Source organism: Stenotrophomonas sp. MYb238, from assembly GCF_009496535.1.
Classification (GTDB): domain Bacteria; phylum Pseudomonadota; class Gammaproteobacteria; order Xanthomonadales; family Xanthomonadaceae; genus Stenotrophomonas.
On record NZ_WIDL01000022.1, the window covers coordinates 44797 to 59223 of the forward strand.

General features: G+C 71.6%; 13 protein-coding genes. 7 read left to right on the forward strand and 6 right to left on the reverse strand.

Going from position 1 to position 14427, the window contains the following annotated elements:
• Window positions 1-53 precede the first annotated feature (53 nt).
• A complete protein-coding gene (locus CQ393_RS14345; RefSeq protein WP_343199982.1) occupies window positions 54-1277 on the forward strand; it encodes a histidine kinase in 1224 nt (407 codons plus the stop codon).
• Complete coding sequence (locus CQ393_RS14350; RefSeq protein ID WP_343199983.1) at window positions 1274-2050, forward strand: LytTR family DNA-binding domain-containing protein; 777 nt, start codon at window positions 1274-1276, stop codon at window positions 2048-2050. Before CQ393_RS14345 ends, CQ393_RS14350 begins: the two co-directional genes overlap by 4 nt.
• 18 nt (window positions 2051-2068) lie before the next feature.
• Here the strand turns inward: CQ393_RS14350 and CQ393_RS14355 are convergent, their stop codons facing one another.
• The 3 genes from CQ393_RS14355 to CQ393_RS14365 form a co-directional block, all read right to left on the reverse strand.
• Window positions 2069-3328, reverse strand: coding sequence for an ectonucleotide pyrophosphatase/phosphodiesterase (locus tag CQ393_RS14355; protein WP_153192316.1), 1260 nt, complete (start codon window positions 3326-3328; stop codon window positions 2069-2071).
• 227 nt (window positions 3329-3555) lie between these two features.
• Window positions 3556-4065: a methylated-DNA--[protein]-cysteine S-methyltransferase gene (locus CQ393_RS14360; RefSeq protein ID WP_153192318.1), complete on the reverse strand. Its 510-nt coding sequence runs from the start codon at window positions 4063-4065 to the stop codon at window positions 3556-3558.
• Complete coding sequence (locus CQ393_RS14365; RefSeq protein WP_228114575.1) at window positions 4062-5531, reverse strand: DNA-3-methyladenine glycosylase 2; 1470 nt, start codon at window positions 5529-5531, stop codon at window positions 4062-4064. The genes CQ393_RS14360 and CQ393_RS14365 overlap by 4 nt, the downstream gene beginning before the upstream one ends.
• Window positions 5532-5694: 163 nt before the next feature.
• Here CQ393_RS14365 and CQ393_RS14370 point away from each other — a divergent pair, with 163 nt between their 5' ends.
• Window positions 5695-6822 (forward strand): hypothetical protein, encoded by a 1128-nt coding sequence (locus CQ393_RS14370; protein ID WP_153192322.1) that lies wholly within the window; start codon window positions 5695-5697, stop codon window positions 6820-6822.
• Between the two features lie 98 nt (window positions 6823-6920).
• Entirely contained in the window at window positions 6921-8102 is a 1182-nt protein-coding gene (ubiM, locus tag CQ393_RS14375; RefSeq protein WP_153192324.1) for a 5-demethoxyubiquinol-8 5-hydroxylase UbiM, read from the forward strand.
• A 118-nt stretch (window positions 8103-8220) separates the two neighbouring features.
• Here ubiM and CQ393_RS14380 read toward each other — a convergent pair whose 3' ends face one another.
• The 3 genes from CQ393_RS14380 to CQ393_RS14390 are packed head-to-tail and all read right to left on the reverse strand — an operon-like array spanning window position 8221 to window position 9646.
• Window positions 8221-8442, reverse strand: coding sequence for an RNA-binding S4 domain-containing protein (locus tag CQ393_RS14380; protein WP_153192326.1), 222 nt, complete (start codon window positions 8440-8442; stop codon window positions 8221-8223).
• Between the two features lie 44 nt (window positions 8443-8486).
• Window positions 8487-9143: a serine/threonine protein kinase gene (locus CQ393_RS14385; protein WP_153192328.1), complete on the reverse strand. Its 657-nt coding sequence runs from the start codon at window positions 9141-9143 to the stop codon at window positions 8487-8489.
• Window positions 9144-9154: 11 nt separating this feature from the next.
• Complete coding sequence (locus CQ393_RS14390; protein ID WP_153192330.1) at window positions 9155-9646, reverse strand: sigma-70 family RNA polymerase sigma factor; 492 nt, start codon at window positions 9644-9646, stop codon at window positions 9155-9157.
• 160 nt (window positions 9647-9806) lie between these two features.
• Between CQ393_RS14390 and CQ393_RS14395 the strand changes: the two genes are divergently transcribed.
• The 3 genes from CQ393_RS14395 (at window position 9807) to CQ393_RS14405 (ending at window position 14321) form a co-directional block, all read left to right on the forward strand.
• Entirely contained in the window at window positions 9807-11744 is a 1938-nt protein-coding gene (locus tag CQ393_RS14395; protein ID WP_153192332.1) for a DEAD/DEAH box helicase, read from the forward strand.
• A gap of 197 nt (window positions 11745-11941) precedes the next feature.
• Window positions 11942-13591 (forward strand): GGDEF domain-containing protein, encoded by a 1650-nt coding sequence (locus CQ393_RS14400; RefSeq protein WP_153192334.1) that lies wholly within the window; start codon window positions 11942-11944, stop codon window positions 13589-13591.
• A gap of 7 nt (window positions 13592-13598) precedes the next feature.
• Window positions 13599-14321, forward strand: a complete 723-nt coding sequence (locus CQ393_RS14405; protein WP_153192336.1) for a pseudouridine synthase — start codon at window positions 13599-13601, stop codon at window positions 14319-14321.
• Window positions 14322-14427 lie beyond the last annotated feature (106 nt).

A 14427-nucleotide genomic window follows, 5' to 3' on the forward strand; every position in this document is an offset into this window, starting at 1 on the left:
CGCACGTGCCACCCACGGCGCGGGAGGGCCGCTCCGGCGGACCGGACGCGCGGGTGAGCAGCCTTTCCGGCTATTCGCTGCAGCGGCCGCTGCCGGCCGAGGTGATCGTCGGCGGCAGCGCGGCGTGGAGCCGTTACCGTCAGTACCCGGTATTCAGCGCGCCGTGGCTGGCCAGGCGCAGCCTGCTGTTCATGGCCCTGATCGCGCCCCCGGCCCTGCTGCTCGGCGCGGTCGCCGTGGCCGAAGGGCATGGTTACCGTGCCGGTTTGCTGATGTTCGCGCTGCAGTTCACCGGGTTCTCGCTGATGGCCACCGCCGGGCCGGCGTTCGCCACCTGGGTGCGCCATCGCCACTGGAGCGAGGCGCACGAACGCCGTGGCGTGATGATCGCGGTGCTGCTGGGCGTCGTGTCGAGTTTCGTGGTGGACCACTTCGTGTCGGCCGAAGTCATGCGTCTGGTGGCGACCGGTCAGGACGTACCGGCGGGACCACCCGATGGCGCCGGGATCGGCCCGGTGGGGCGCGTGGTGGCGCTGTCGATCAATATCGTCGTGCTGCTGCTGGTCTACGCGCTGTTCGGGGGCGGGCTGGCGCTGCGCGCCTATTTCAGCGAGCGCCGGCGCTGGGACGGGCACCGCCACCGGCAGGAACTGGAGGATGCGCAGCGGCGCGCGCGCGACGCCGACATGCGCCTGGGCGTGCTGCAGGCGCAGGTGGAGCCGCATTTCCTGTTCAACACCCTGGCCTCGGTGCGCGCGCTGGTGCGCCAGGAACCGGCGCAGGCCGAGGCCATGCTGGACGCGCTGGCCGGTTTCCTCCGCACCACCATTCCCCGGCTGCGCGAGGACAGCATCGCGCTGCGCTCCACGCTCGGGCAGCAGCTGGATATCTGCACCACCTACCTGGCGTTGATGCAGCTGCGCATGGGCGGGCGCCTGCAGTACGGCGTGCAGGCCGATGCGTCCCTGCGCGCGCATGCCTTCCCGCCGGCCCTGCTGATCACCCTGGTGGAGAACGCGATCCGGCATGGGCTCGAAGCGCGGCCCGGCGGCGGCTGCATCGATATCGTCGCGGTGCGGCGGGAGGATCGCCTGCAGGTGGAGGTGATCGACGACGGCACCGGCCTGAAACCGGGGCCGGTCGGTGGCGTCGGCCTGGCCAACGTGCGCGAGCAACTGCTGCAGCGGTTCGGTGACCGCGCGCGCCTGCGCCTGCGCTCGCGCGACGGGCAGGGCGTGGTCGCCGGGATCGAGGTGCCATGGGAGAACGGGACGTGAGCGGGGATGCGGCAGTGCGCGCCACCGGGCTGATCGCCGAGGACGAGGCGCCACAGCGGCGGGCGCTGCACGAACAGCTGCGGCAGGCGTGGCCGGAACTGCAACTGATGGGCGTCTGCGAGGACGGCGAGGCGGCGCTGGAGGCGGTCGCGCGGCACCGGCCCGATGTCGCGTTCCTGGACATCCGCATGCCGGGCGTCAGCGGCCTGGAGGTGGCCCGCGCGGTGGCTGCGCAGGGCGGGCTGGTGGTGTTCACCACCGCCTATGACGACTACGCCGTGCGCGCCTTCGAGACCGGCGCCATCGACTACCTGCTCAAGCCCGTGCAGCCCGCACGACTGGAGCAGGCGGTGGCGCGGGTGCGGGCGCGCCTGACGCAGGCATGCCGCCCCGATGTGCGGACCCTGATCGACGATCTGGAATCGCGGCTGCGGCCGCGCGGCGAACGCCTGATCCGCTGGATCAGCGCCAGCGTCGGCGACAGCGTCAGCATGACGGGCATCGACGAGGTGCTGTATTTCCAGGCGCAGGACAAATACCTGAAGGTGGTCACCGCCGACGGCGAAGTGCTGATCCGCACCCCGCTCAAGGAACTGCTAACCGGCCTGGACCCGGACGAGTTCTGGCAGGTGCACCGCGGGGTGGTGGTGCGGGTGGCGGCGATCGAACGGCTGCGCCGCGACGAGCTGGGGCGGACGACGATCCGGTTGAAGCAGCGCCCGGAGGCACTGCCGGTCAGCGCCGCCTTCCTGCATCGCTTCCGCGGCATGTAGCGGGAAAGCGGCGCCGGCTCAGCGCGCCGGCTGGCGCAGCGCCTGCAGCAGGGCTCGCGGATCACCATCGTTGGGCGCGGCGGTGATGCCGGTCAGCCGCGCCAGCAGCGGGTAGACGTCGACATTGTCGAAACGCGGCAGCACCGCCCCCTGCCGGAACGAGGGGCCGCGGGCGACGAACACCGCTTGCATCGACGGCAGCGACGGATCGTAGCCGTGCGAGCCGCGGTTGCCTGGCGAACGCCGGGCGACGGCATCGCGGGTCAGTGCGTCCCAGCCTTCGTGCATCTGGCAGACGATGGGCGGGACGCGCGGGTGGGTGCCGTAGTGCCAGCGCGCCGGCAGCTGTTCCTTGCGCCAGCAGTCGTAGTGCGCATGCGCGCCGAGCAGCGCCTTTTCCGCTTCCCGCTCGCGGCCCGGCTGCGGGGCGAAGCCGACCGACTGGCCGACCGATACCTCGCGCGCGATCTCCGGCGCGACCATGTCCTCGGTGGCGATCACCTGGCCGTCCGGGACGCTGGCCATGCCATGGTCGGACACGACGATCACGTTGGTGCTGTCGAGCAGGCCGTCGCGGCGCATGCCGTCCAGCAGCTGACCGATGGCCGCGTCCACTTCGCGCAGCGCGGCCGCGTACTCGGGCGAATCCGGACCATGGTTGTGCCCGGCCTGGTCCACCTGCTCCATGTAGGCGGCGACCAGGCGCGGCTTGCGGCCGCCGGGCGCGCCTTCCAGCCAGGACAGCACCCGCTGCATGCGTTCGGGCAGGGGCACGCTCTCGTCGTAGGCATGCCACTGGCTGGCTTGCACGCCCTGGATGGCGGCCTCGCTGCCCGGCCAGGACCAGGTGGCGCTCCGGTAACCGGCCTTTTCCACGCCCACCCAGATCGGTTCGCCGCCCCACCAGGCCGGATTCGTCACCGTGTCGCGGTCGTGCAGGCTGAAACGTCCCAGATCCTCGGCGCTCATGCTGTTGTGGATGATGCCGTGGTGGTCCGGACGCAGGCCGGTGACCAGGGTGTAGTGGTTGGGGAAGGTGAGCGAGGGATAGGACGGCGACATGCCGACCGCACGCACGCCTTCGCGCGCCAGGCGGGCGAGGTTGGGGCTATGGCCGCGCCCGACCATGTCCGCGCGCAGGCCGTCGATGGACAGCAGCAGGACGGTGGGCGGCGCCGTGGCGGCGGCTGCGGGAGTGGACGGGGCGGGGCCGGTCGAGGCGCAGGCAGCGAGCAGGCTGGCGCCGAGCAGCGCGAGGGAAGTGCGGAACGGAATCATGCGCCCATGATAGTCCCGGCCCGATGACAGCTGGCATGCAGCAACGGGCGGCAAGCGATGGCCGCGTGGTCCGTCGCGCCGCGCGACCTAACCGAAGTTGCGCGAACGCCTTCGAGGGAGCGCCGTGGCAGCGGATGCTGGCGCCACGATGTCGGCATCCAGTAGGGCGGCGGCGCCCGTGCGAAGACCGCAGCGATGTCGCCGCGGGCGATGGTGCGCCGTCGCGTTCAATCGAACAGCGAGGGCGCCGCCATCTCCTCGTCCAGGGCGCCTTCCAGCCGCAGCAGGGCGGCCTTGGTCGGCAGGCCACCGCCGAAACCGGTCAACGTGCCGTCGTTGCCGATCACCCGGTGGCAGGGCAGCACGATCGGCAGCGGATTGCGGCCGTTGGCCGCGCCGACGGCGCGGGTCGCGGTGGGGCGGCCGATGCGCTGCGCCAGTTGCCGGTAGCTCCAGGTGGCGCCGAACGGGATCTCGGCCAGCGCATGCCAGACCTGCAACTGGAACTCGGTGCCGACCGGCGCCAGCGCCAGGTCGAAACCGCGCCGCCTGCCGTGCAGGTAGTCCAGCAGTTGCCGGCGCGGTTCGGCGACGGCGTCCGGATCGTGCTGCCACCCTTCGCGGCCCTTGGCGTCGTGGCGGTTGCGCGCGAACAGGATGTGGCGCAGGCCGGCGGCATCGGCGGCGACGGTGAGCGGGCCGATGGGCGTGTCGAAGCGGTCGTAGTAGAGGGTCATTGCGTGGGTTCCTCGTTCGGTTCTGCGGCCAGGTGCCACAGATGGAGTACGGCGTAGGCGCGCCACGGGCGCCATGCCTGCGAGCGGGCCTCGGTGGCGCGTTCGCCCAGGCGCTGGCCTTCGCCCAGCACCTGCTGCAGCACCAGGTCGCCGGCGGGAAAGGCGTCGGGCATGCCCATCGCGCGCAAGGCCATGTAATGCGCGGTCCAAGGGCCGATGCCGGGCAGGGCGGTGGCCTGCCGGACGAACTGCTCCAGCGTCTGCGCGCGGCTGAACTCCAGCCGGCCCTCGACGCAGGCCAGCGCCACCGCGCGCAGCGTGGCCGCGCGGGTACGCGGCAGGCCGATGCTTTCCAGCGGCGCCTCGGCCAATGCCGCGGGCGTGGGGAATTGCCGGTCCAGGCCCTCGGGCATATCCGGCAGGCCATGTCCGAACCGGTCGACCAGCCGCCGCGCCAGCGTGGTGGCCGTGGCCACGCTGACCTGCTGGCCCAGCACGGCGCGCGCGGCGACTTCGAAGCCGTCCCAGCCGCCGGGAATGCGCAGGCCCGGGCGCCGGGCGATGCCGCGCGCCAGCAGCGGTTCGTGCGCCAGGCAGGCATGTACGGTGGCCAGGTCGGCGTCCAGGTCGAATACGCGCCGCACCTTCGCCACGATCGCCGGGATCGCGCGTGCGTCGGTGGTGCCCAGTTGCAGGCGCAGCTCTGGGCGTTTGGCATCGGCGCTGACCCGGATCAGGCTGGCGCGGCCGCCGGCGACGATCACGCGCTGGTAGCTGTCGGCGTCGATGCGCTCGATGCCGGGAATCGCGCGTTTGCGCAGGAAGCCGAGCATCGCCGGAAAATCCAGCGGCGGCCGGTAGGCCAGGCGCAGCACCGGCTCGCCGCCGGCCACCGCGCCGTGGCGCTTGCGCAGCGCGCTCGGCGGCATGCCGCAGCCGGCCAGGAAGGCGTCGTTGAAGCGGCGCAGGCTGTTGAAGCCGGCCGCCAGCGCCACTTCGGTCACCGGCAGGTGGGTTTCGGTCAACAGCTGCTTGGCCAGCAGCAGGCGGCGGGTGGCGTGCAGCTGCGCCGGGGTGGCGCCCAGCCGCGCCACGAACAGCCGCTGCAGCTGGCGCGCGCTCAGTTCCATCGCCTCGGCCAGCGCGGCGGCCGGCTGGTCCTGCAGAATGCCTTCGTCCAGCAGCGCCAGCGCCCGGTGCAGGGTGTGGTCCTGCATGTAGCTGGCGTCTTCCGGCGACAGTTCTGGCCGGCAGCGCAGGCAGGGGCGGTAGCCGGCCGCGGCTGCTGCGGCGGCGGTGGGGTAGTAGCTGACGTTGTCGCGGCGCGGCGGCGGCGCCGGGCATACCGGCCGGCAGTAGATGCCGGTGCTGCGCACGGCGGTGAAGAACAGCCCGTCGAAGCGCGCATCGCGGGCCAGGCGCGCCTGTTCGCATTGTTCGTGGCTGGGCAGGGCGGGACTGTTCATGGCGCCCAGTCTAGGCCGGTCGGCGGATGCGGACTGGCCATTTCCGGACATCAATGCATATGACGGATCGTCAGTTCAGGGGGCATTGCGGCGCGGGCGGCGATGCGCACTAGACTGTCCGTTCCCCGGCGCCCGCGCCGCCCCACGGATCCGATCGTTGTCCATGTTGCCCAGATTCTGGTGGTCGCCTCTGTTGTGCCTCGGGCTGCTGGCCTGCAACCGCGGTGACCAGGGCAAGCCGGTCGCGGCGGCCGATCCGGCTGCGGCGCTGGCCGCCGACGGCGACCACATGGTGTCGATCAACGCCGCCGACGCGCCGCCGCCGCCGGCGCCGGTGAAACCGGCCCGCGACAAGGCCTGGCCGGACGTGGCGCTGGAGAACGGCAAGGCCTGGGTCAGCTGCGACACCGATTACACCGGCGAGGCCGGCGATGGCGCCGCGCTGGAGGCGCTGGACCGCAAGACCCTGGACGCCGCGCTGGCGCCTTGCCGCGAGCGCGGGCTGGTGCGGGTGCGCTACGCCGGCAAGATCAACCCGTCCTTCGCCGCGATGGTCTCGCGCCTGGCGGTGGTGGCCGATGCGATGAAGATCGGCAAGCGTGTGCTCGACCTGGATTCCAGTGGCGGCCAGGTGGAAGCGGCGATCGTCGCCGGCGACAGCATCGGCGAAGCCGGCTGGACCATCTGGGTGCGCGAAGGCTCCATCTGCCACAGCGCCTGCGTGTTCGTGCTGGCTGCCGGCGACAACCGCCTGATCTCCGGCAAGGTCGGCATCCACCGGATGATGCGCATCAGCTCCACCGCCACCTCGCGCGCCGAACTAAACAAGGAACTGCACGAGGTCTACGACAACGTGAAGGATTACCTGCAGCGCAACGGCGTGGCGGTGGGCGTGGCCGACCTGATGATGACCGTGCCCAACCGTAGCCTGCGCCTGCTCACCCGCGAGGAGCTCAAGCAGTACGGGCTGGACGGCACCAACGCGGTGCAGGACGACCTGGAGCGGATCAAGCAGATGCGCAAGTGCGGCGACGATTTCGTGCGCCGCAAGGATGCGTTCCTGGTCGCCTTCGACCGCCAGTGCAAGGTCGAGGGCGCCGACCTGGAAACCGTCACCACCTGCGGGCAGGCGCTCAAGGAACATTTCGGTTTCCCCGACGACACCTGCCCGGACGAGAGCCCGCTGTCGGAGATCGACACCGCGCTGCTGGAAATGCCGACCGACGCCGCGCCCCTGCCGGTAATGGCGCCGGCGGCGGTGGGCGTGGAGCCGCGCCGCGGTGGCCTGTGACGGAGCGGCCGGCGATCCCCGCCGTGCATGATCCGGATCAAGGTCGGCGCCCGCCGCGGGCCGTAGGCTGTACCGGACACCGAATGCGGAGGCCGAAGATGCGTGTTGTCGATGTACTGGTGGTGGGCGCGGGCCCGGCCGGGCTGTGCCTGGCGCGCGGGCTGGCCGATACGGGGCTGTCGGTGACGCTGGTCGAACTGCAGCCGGCCGCGGCGCTGGCCGAACCGGCCTTCGACGGCCGCGAGATCGCGCTGACCCACGCCTCGCGGCAGATCATGCGCGGGCTCGGCCTGTGGGAGCGGCTCGATCCGGCGCAGGTTTCGCCGCTGCGCAGCGCCCGGGTCATGGACGGCACTTCCCGGTTCGCGCTCGGCTTCGCCGCCGGCACGGAGGACGTGGACGAGCTGGGCTGGCTGGTCCCCAACCACCTGATCCGCCGCGCCGCCTGGGAAGCGGTGCAGGGGCAGGCGGGGCTGGAGCTTGTCGACGGTGCAAAGGTGACCGCGATCGAGACCGGCGAGGCGGCCAATACCGTGGTCCTTGACGATGGACGCCGCCTGTCGGCGCGGCTGGTGGTGGCCGCCGACAGCCGCTTCTCGGCGACCCGGCGGATGATGGGCATCGGCGCGCGCATGCGCGACTTCGGCAAGTCGATGCTGGTGTGCCGGCTCGGCCACGAGCGGCCGCACCATCATGCCGCCTGGGAGTGGTTCGGCTACGGCCGCACGCTGGCGATGCTGCCCCTGCCGGGCGACCAGTGCTCGGCGGTGATCACCCTGCCGCCGCAGGGCATCCAGGAACTGATGGCGATGGACGATGCGGCGTTCGGCCACGCCGTCACCGGCTTCTTCGAACAGCGCCTGGGGCGGATGCGGCCGGTGGGCACGCGCCATGTCTATCCGCTGGTGGGCGTGTACGCGCACCGGTTCGCCGCGCACCGCTACGCGCTGGCCGGTGATGCCGCGGTGGGCATGCATCCGGTCACCGCGCACGGGTTCAACTTCGGCCTGCAGAGCCAGCAGCGGCTGGTGAAGGAGATCGCCACTGCGGCCAGCCGCGGCGGCGACATCGGCGCGTCCGCGGTGCTGGACCGCTACGAACGCGGGCACCGGCTGGCGACGCGGCCGCTCTACGAGGCGACCAATGCCATCGCCGCGCTGTACAACGACAGCCGCCTGCCGGCCCGCCTGCTGCGCGGCGCCGCGCTGCGCGCCGCGCACGGCGTGGCGCCTTTCCGGAAGATGATCGCCGCGCACCTGACCCAGCGCGCCAGTCCCTGAGCTACCCGCACGGGTAGGAGCGGCTTCAGCCGCGATGGGGCTTTCCCATTGCGCCCCGCGCGGGGTGCACGCAGGCGATGGGGTTGCATGGAAAGCCCCATCGCGGCTGAAGCCGCTCTTACGCGGCGGCCAGTACCCGGATGCGTACCGCGCCCAGCTCAACCTGCTGGCCCGCGCGGATCTTGCAGGCCTTGCGCAGTTCGACCTCGCCGTCGACGCGGACCTGGCCTTCGCCGATGATCATCTTGGCCTCGCCGCCGCTGGACACCAGGTCGGTCAGCTTGAGCAGCTGCTTCAGTTCCACGTACTCGCGGTCCAGTTCGAAATCGATGGTCTGCATGGGGAGGCCGGCAGGGAAAGAGGGCGATTATCGCGCGCTGGCGCTCAGTCCTGCTCGAACCGGCGCAATTCCTCGATCACCGCCTGCGCCTGGCGCAGGCTGTAGCCGCTGACCGCCTCCTCGGCGCGGCGCGCCAGCCCCGGGCGCTTCGACGTCCGCGTCCAGCGGTACAGCGCGGCGGTGCCGAGCCAGCCGAGCGCGCCGATGCCGGCGCTGGCCCACAGCCAGCCGGATGCGCCTTGCGGGGTGGGCAACCCGGCAAGGCCGGCCAGGGCGACCAGCCCCACCCCCCACATCACCCACCACGGCCAGCCGGCGAGCATGCCGTTGAGCACATGGAACCGGCGCAGCCGCCCCAGTCGATTCTCCAGCTGCAGCACCGGCGCGCCGTAGTCGAGCTGCCGCAGCCTGCCCAGGGCGATGCCGGCCAGCACCGCGGTGAGCAGGCCGAAGCCGTGCACGGCGATGCCGGCGGCCAGGTAGCCGGGGCTGCCGGGGTTGCGCTGCCAGCAGGCGATGCCCAGCAGCGCCAAACCGATGCCCAGCGCCAGCTGCAGCCATTGCCCGCGCCGCAGCGGGGCCAGGCTGTCGTGCAGGCGCCGGCCGGCGCGTTCGCGCAGCCGCTGCAGCTCCAGCGCCTGCTGGCGTTCCAGCTGCCTGCCCAGTTGCTGCCACAGGTCCTTCAGTTCGACGGTTTCCATCGCATGGCTCCTCACAGTTCGTTGCGCAGCCGCGCCTTGAGGCGGCCGATCTTGGTGGCGACATTGGTTTCGCTGAGTCCCAGCACCTCGGCGATCTCGCGCTGCGGGCGTTCTTCCAGGTAGAGCAGCATCAGCGCGCGTTCCAGCGGCGGCAGGGCGTGGATGAAGCGGTACAGCCGTCCGAGCTGCCGGCTGCGCTCGGGGTCGTGCGGGGCCGGGTCGGGCAGGGCGTCGAGGCCGTCTTCGGCGGCTGCGGCCAGCCCGGGAGCGCGCATCCGCCCGCGCAGCTGCGAGATCGCCACGTTCAGCGCGATGCGGTACATCCACGTGGAAAACGCCCGCGACGGGTCGTAGGAAGGCCACGCCCGCCACAGCTGGACGGCGATTTCCTGCATCAGGTCCTCGCGGTCCTCGCGCTGCCGCGCATAGCTGCCGGCCACCTTGGCGAGGATGCCGCGGTGCCGTTCCAGCAGGTCGGCGAAAGGGACGGGGTCAGGTGGCATGGGCGGATCGGCAGGGGAGTTGCCGGGTGATTCGCCGGCCGTGGCGGAATATCACACCTGAACGGACTCCCATCGGCGCTTTCGACAGCGGGCCCGCCAGGGCGCACAATATGCCCCCTTGCGCCCGCCCCATTCGCGGCGGTGCCCCCGGAGTTCCCCAATGTCCCAAGAATCCCCCGCGCCGCTGCTGTTCGCAGATCTCGGCCTCTCAGAGCCTGTGATGAAAGCGGTCGCCGACGTCGGTTACGAGACCCCGTCGCCGATCCAGGCCGCCACCATCCCGGCGATGCTGGAAGGCCGCGACGTGCTCGGCCAGGCGCAGACCGGTACCGGCAAGACCGGCGCCTTCGCGCTGCCGGTGCTGTCCAACATCGATCTTTCCGCCACCCGGCCGCAGGTGCTGGTGCTGGCCCCGACCCGCGAGCTGGCCATCCAGGTCGCCGAGGCGTTCCAGACCTATTCGGCCTCGATGCCGGGCTTCCGCGTGCTGCCGGTGTACGGCGGCCAGCCGTACGGCCAGCAGCTGTCGGCCCTGCGCCGCGGCGTGCATGTCGTGGTCGGCACCCCCGGCCGCGTCATCGACCACCTGGACCGCGGCACGCTGGACCTGTCCGAGCTGAAGACGCTGGTGCTGGACGAAGCCGACGAAATGCTGCGCATGGGCTTCATCGACGACGTCGAAGCGGTGCTCAAGAAGCTGCCGGAAAGCCGCCAGGTCGCGCTGTTCTCGGCCACCATGCCGCCGCAGATCCGCCGCATCGCCCAGACCTACCTGCGCGATCCGGTGGAAGTGACCATCGCCTCCAAGACCACCACCTCGGCCAACATCCGCCAGCGCTACTGGTGGGTGGCGGGCATGCACAAGCTGGACGCGCTGACCCGCATCCTGGAAGTGGAAACCTTCGACGCGATGATCATCTTCGCGCGCACCAAGGCCGGCACCGAGGAGCTGGCCGGCAAGCTGCAGGCGCGCGGCCTGGCCGCGGCCGCCATCAACGGCGACATGCAGCAGGCCCAGCGCGAGCGCACCATCGGCCAGCTCAAGGAAGGCAAGCTCGACATCCTGGTCGCCACCGATGTGGCCGCCCGCGGCCTGGACGTGGAACGCATCAGCCACGTGCTGAACTACGACATCCCGTACGACACCGAAAGCTACGTGCACCGCATCGGCCGTACCGGCCGCGCCGGCCGCAGCGGCGAGGCGATCCTGTTCGTCACCCCGCGCGAGAAGGGCATGTTGCGCCAGATCGAGCGCGCCACCCGCCAGCCGATCGAGGAAATGCAGCTGCCGAGCGTGGACGCGGTCAACGACCACCGCGTGAGCAAGTTCATGGACCGCATCAGCCAGGCGCTGGCAGCCGGCGACATGGATTTCTACCGCGACCTGCTGCAGCGCTACGAAGGCGAGCAGAACGTGCCGGCCATCGACATCGCCGCCGCGCTGGCCAAGCTGCTGCAGGGCGATGCCCCGTTCCTGCTGGCCCCGCCGGTGCGCGAGCGCCGCGAGCCGCAGCCCGGCCGCAGCGAACGTCCGGCGCGCGACGGCGGTTTTCCGCGCCAGCGCGAAGAGCGCGGCGAGCGCCCGGCGCGCTTCGAACCGCGTTTCGAGCGTGGCCCGCGCGCCGACGATGGCGAGCGCGCGCCGCGTCCGCCGCGTGGCGAAGGCGAGTCCGGCGAGCGTCCGCGCCGCGAGATGCCGCCGCGCAGCGCGCCGGAGTTCGGCATGGAGACCTACCGCATCGAGGTCGGCCACGCGCACGGGGTGAAGCCGGCCAACATCGTCGGCGCCATCGCCAACGAGGCCGGGCTGGAAAGCCGCTACATCGGCCGCATCGACATCCACGACGACCACTCCGTGCTCGACCTGCCGGCGGAAATGCCCGCCGACACGCTGCAGCACCTGCAGAAGGTGTGGGTGTCCGGCCAGCAGCTGCGCATGCGCCGGGTCGAAGCGGGCGAGGAGCAGGGCGCCGCACCCTCGTTCAAGCCGCGCTTCGGCAAGGGGCCCAAGCCCGCCGGCCGTCCTGGCGGTCCGCGTTCGGCTGGCCCGGGCGGCCGTCCGGGCGGGTTCAAGCCGCGCGGTCCGCGCGGCGCCTGAGTCCGCGCGGGCGGTGAGGCCCGCCGCCACGGCGGCGGACCCGTGCACTCCGGTCCCGGTGACCATGCCGGTATCGGGGTTTTCCCGACAGGGGCGGAAAAGCCGCGTGCGATAATCGCGCCCGCGGCGGGACGTGCGCAGGGGAAGGGATGGTGATCGGAGGCAGTGGGGTGAGGGCGCATGCGCTGGCGGGCCGGATGTTCCTGTCCCTGCTGCTGGTGCTCGTGCTGTTTCCGCTGGCCGCTACCGCGCAGTCCCCGCAGCTCGACCGCGACTACCTGCTGATCGGCAAGCCGACCGACGAACAGACCCCGATCCGTGCCTGCCCGCCCGAGGCGCTGGCGCGCCTGGGGGACGGCATCCTGATCGCCGCGCCCGCCGACGGCTGGTCCGGTGCGCCGCAGGCGGTGGACGTGTTCAACGTGTTCGCCGGCGAGGTGATGATTTCCCACGGCGACCGCCAGATCTGCGGCAACATGCAGGACGCGCGCACCCGCGACTCGCGCTTCCGCGCCGGCATCGGCATGGTGATGGTGCCCAAGGCGGGCGACAGGGAGCCGATCCGCGTGGCCTGGGAAACGCCGCTCAAGGCGCGCTGGATTCCCACGCTGCGGCTGGGCGCGCCCAGCCCGGTGCAGCAGACCGACACCCTGCGCCTGCTGGTGCGCACGGCCTGCATCGCCATCGCCATCGCCCTGGCGCTGTCGGCACTGATGGGCTTTTTCACCACCCGCGACCGCGACTTCCTCGTCTACACGCTGGCCACCGCCCTGCTGGTGGTCTGGCAATCGGTGCTCAGCGGCCTGAGCGGTTATCCCGAACCCTGGCTGCCGGTCGGCGGTTTCGCCTCCTGGTGGATGGTGTCGGCCTCGGCGCTGAGCATCGCGGTGATGGGCTGGGTACTGTGGCGCCTGTGCGGCGGCCTGCACGCCTGGCCGCGTTCGCGCGCGTGGGTTCGCGGCTTCGCGCAGCTGCTGCTGTTGCTGGCGCTGGCCACGCCGCTGCTGCCCTGGACCGCGCTGGCCTGGCTGGCCGCTGGCCTGGACCATGCGTTCACCCTGGTCTGCATGCTGGCGCTGGTGGCGGGCATCGTGTCGCTGCGCCGCGGCGACTACCACGCGGTGGACGGCCTGGCCGCGGTGGCGCCGCTGCTGCTGATGGCGCTGGCCGACATCGCCGGCAGCCGCGAACTGGTGCGGTTCCGGGTCGAGGCCGTGCAGCTGTCGGTGACCTGGTTCCTGATGATGTACGCCTACGGGCTCAATCGCCGCCTCGGCCACCTTCGCCGGCAGCGCGACGAGATGCGCCAGCTGGCCGACACCGACGCGCTGACCGGCCTGCCCAACCGCCGCGCCGGCCTGCGCCAGCTCGAGCGCCACATGGCCCGCGCGCGCCGGCAGGGGCTGCCGCTGTCGATCGGCTTCCTGGACATCGACCTGTTCAAGCAGATCAACGACCGCTATGGCCACGAAGCCGGTGACGCGGTGCTGGTATCGGTGGCCGACACGCTGCTTGCCGCGGTGCGCGACCGCGACGACGTGATCCGCATGGGTGGCGAGGAATTCCTGGTGCTGCTGCCCGGCACGCGCACCGACGCGGCGCTGCCGCGGCTGGAACACCTGCGCGAAAGGATCGCGCGGCAGGCGGCGGCGCTGCCCCACGACGGGCTCGCCGTCACCGTCAGCATCGGCCTGGCGCAGATGCAGGCGCAGGGCGACGACCTGGCCGCGCTGCTGCGCCGTGCCGACAACGCCATGTACCAGGCCAAGCGCGGCGGCCGCGACCGCGTGGTCGCCGCGGGCGACGATGTGCCCGCGCTGTCCGGCGACCCGGGCGATGGCGGATAATCCGCCGATGACGATCCGACTCAACAAGCACATCGCCGAAACCGGCTTCTGTTCCCGGCGCGAGGCCGACCGCCTGATCGGCGCCCGCCGCGTGACCGTCAACGGCATCGCCGCCGGCACCGGCGCGGTGGTCGGCGAGGGCGACGAGGTGCGCGTGGACGGCCAGCCGCTGCGCGCCCGTGCGGTACAGAAGAGCACCGGCCGCAAGCATGTCTACATCGCGTTGAACAAGCCGGTCGGCGTCACCTGCACCACCGAGAGCGCGGTCAAGGGCAACATCGTCGATTTCGTCGGCCACGAACAGCGCATCTTCCCGATCGGCCGCCTGGACAAGGATTCGGAAGGCCTGATCCTGATGACCAGCAACGGCGACATCGTCAACCAGATCCTGCGCGCCGAGAACGGCCACCAGAAGGAATACCTGGTGGCGGTGAACAAGCCGGTCACCGACGAATTCCTGCGCGGCATGGCGCGCGGCGTGCGCATCCACGACCAGACGACGCTGCCGTGCCGCGCCACGCGCATCGCCAAGTTCGGCTTCCGCATCGTGCTGGAGCAGGGCCTGAACCGGCAGATCCGGCTGATGGCCGCCGCCTTCGGTTACCGCGTCACCCAGCTGCGCCGCGTGCGCATCGACAACATCAAGCTGGGCGCGCTCAAGCCCGGCCAGTGGCGCAACCTCACCGAGCAGGAGCTGCGCGGCCTGCTGCCGCAACAGCGCGAGTGGTGACGCGTGGCCGGTGTGCCGCGCTGAGCGCCGCGCACCGGGGCTGATTCCGGCCTGTTTCCGAGCCGCCGGCCGTAGCCATGGTCGGCATCGACCACTTCAAGCGGGT

What these genes read in the sequence shown, in the direction of transcription:
- CQ393_RS14370 (WP_153192322.1), top strand. Translation starts at nt 5,695, where the DNA reads ATGTTGCCCAGATTCTGGTGGTCGCCTCTGTTGTGCCTCGGGCTGCTG.
- CQ393_RS14390 (WP_153192330.1), bottom strand. Translation starts at nt 9,646, where the DNA reads ATGCCACCTGACCCCGTCCCTTTCGCCGACCTGCTGGAACGGCACCGC.
- CQ393_RS14380 (WP_153192326.1), bottom strand. Translation starts at nt 8,442, where the DNA reads ATGCAGACCATCGATTTCGAACTGGACCGCGAGTACGTGGAACTGAAG.
- CQ393_RS14365 (WP_228114575.1), bottom strand. Translation starts at nt 5,531, where the DNA reads ATGAACAGTCCCGCCCTGCCCAGCCACGAACAATGCGAACAGGCGCGC.
- CQ393_RS14405 (WP_153192336.1), top strand. Translation starts at nt 13,599, where the DNA reads ATGACGATCCGACTCAACAAGCACATCGCCGAAACCGGCTTCTGTTCC.
- CQ393_RS14360 (WP_153192318.1), bottom strand. Translation starts at nt 4,065, where the DNA reads ATGACCCTCTACTACGACCGCTTCGACACGCCCATCGGCCCGCTCACC.
- CQ393_RS14400 (WP_153192334.1), top strand. Translation starts at nt 11,942, where the DNA reads ATGTTCCTGTCCCTGCTGCTGGTGCTCGTGCTGTTTCCGCTGGCCGCT.
- CQ393_RS14355 (WP_153192316.1), bottom strand. Translation starts at nt 3,328, where the DNA reads ATGATTCCGTTCCGCACTTCCCTCGCGCTGCTCGGCGCCAGCCTGCTC.
- CQ393_RS14385 (WP_153192328.1), bottom strand. Translation starts at nt 9,143, where the DNA reads ATGGAAACCGTCGAACTGAAGGACCTGTGGCAGCAACTGGGCAGGCAG.
- ubiM (WP_153192324.1), top strand. Translation starts at nt 6,921, where the DNA reads ATGCGTGTTGTCGATGTACTGGTGGTGGGCGCGGGCCCGGCCGGGCTG.
- CQ393_RS14395 (WP_153192332.1), top strand. Translation starts at nt 9,807, where the DNA reads ATGTCCCAAGAATCCCCCGCGCCGCTGCTGTTCGCAGATCTCGGCCTC.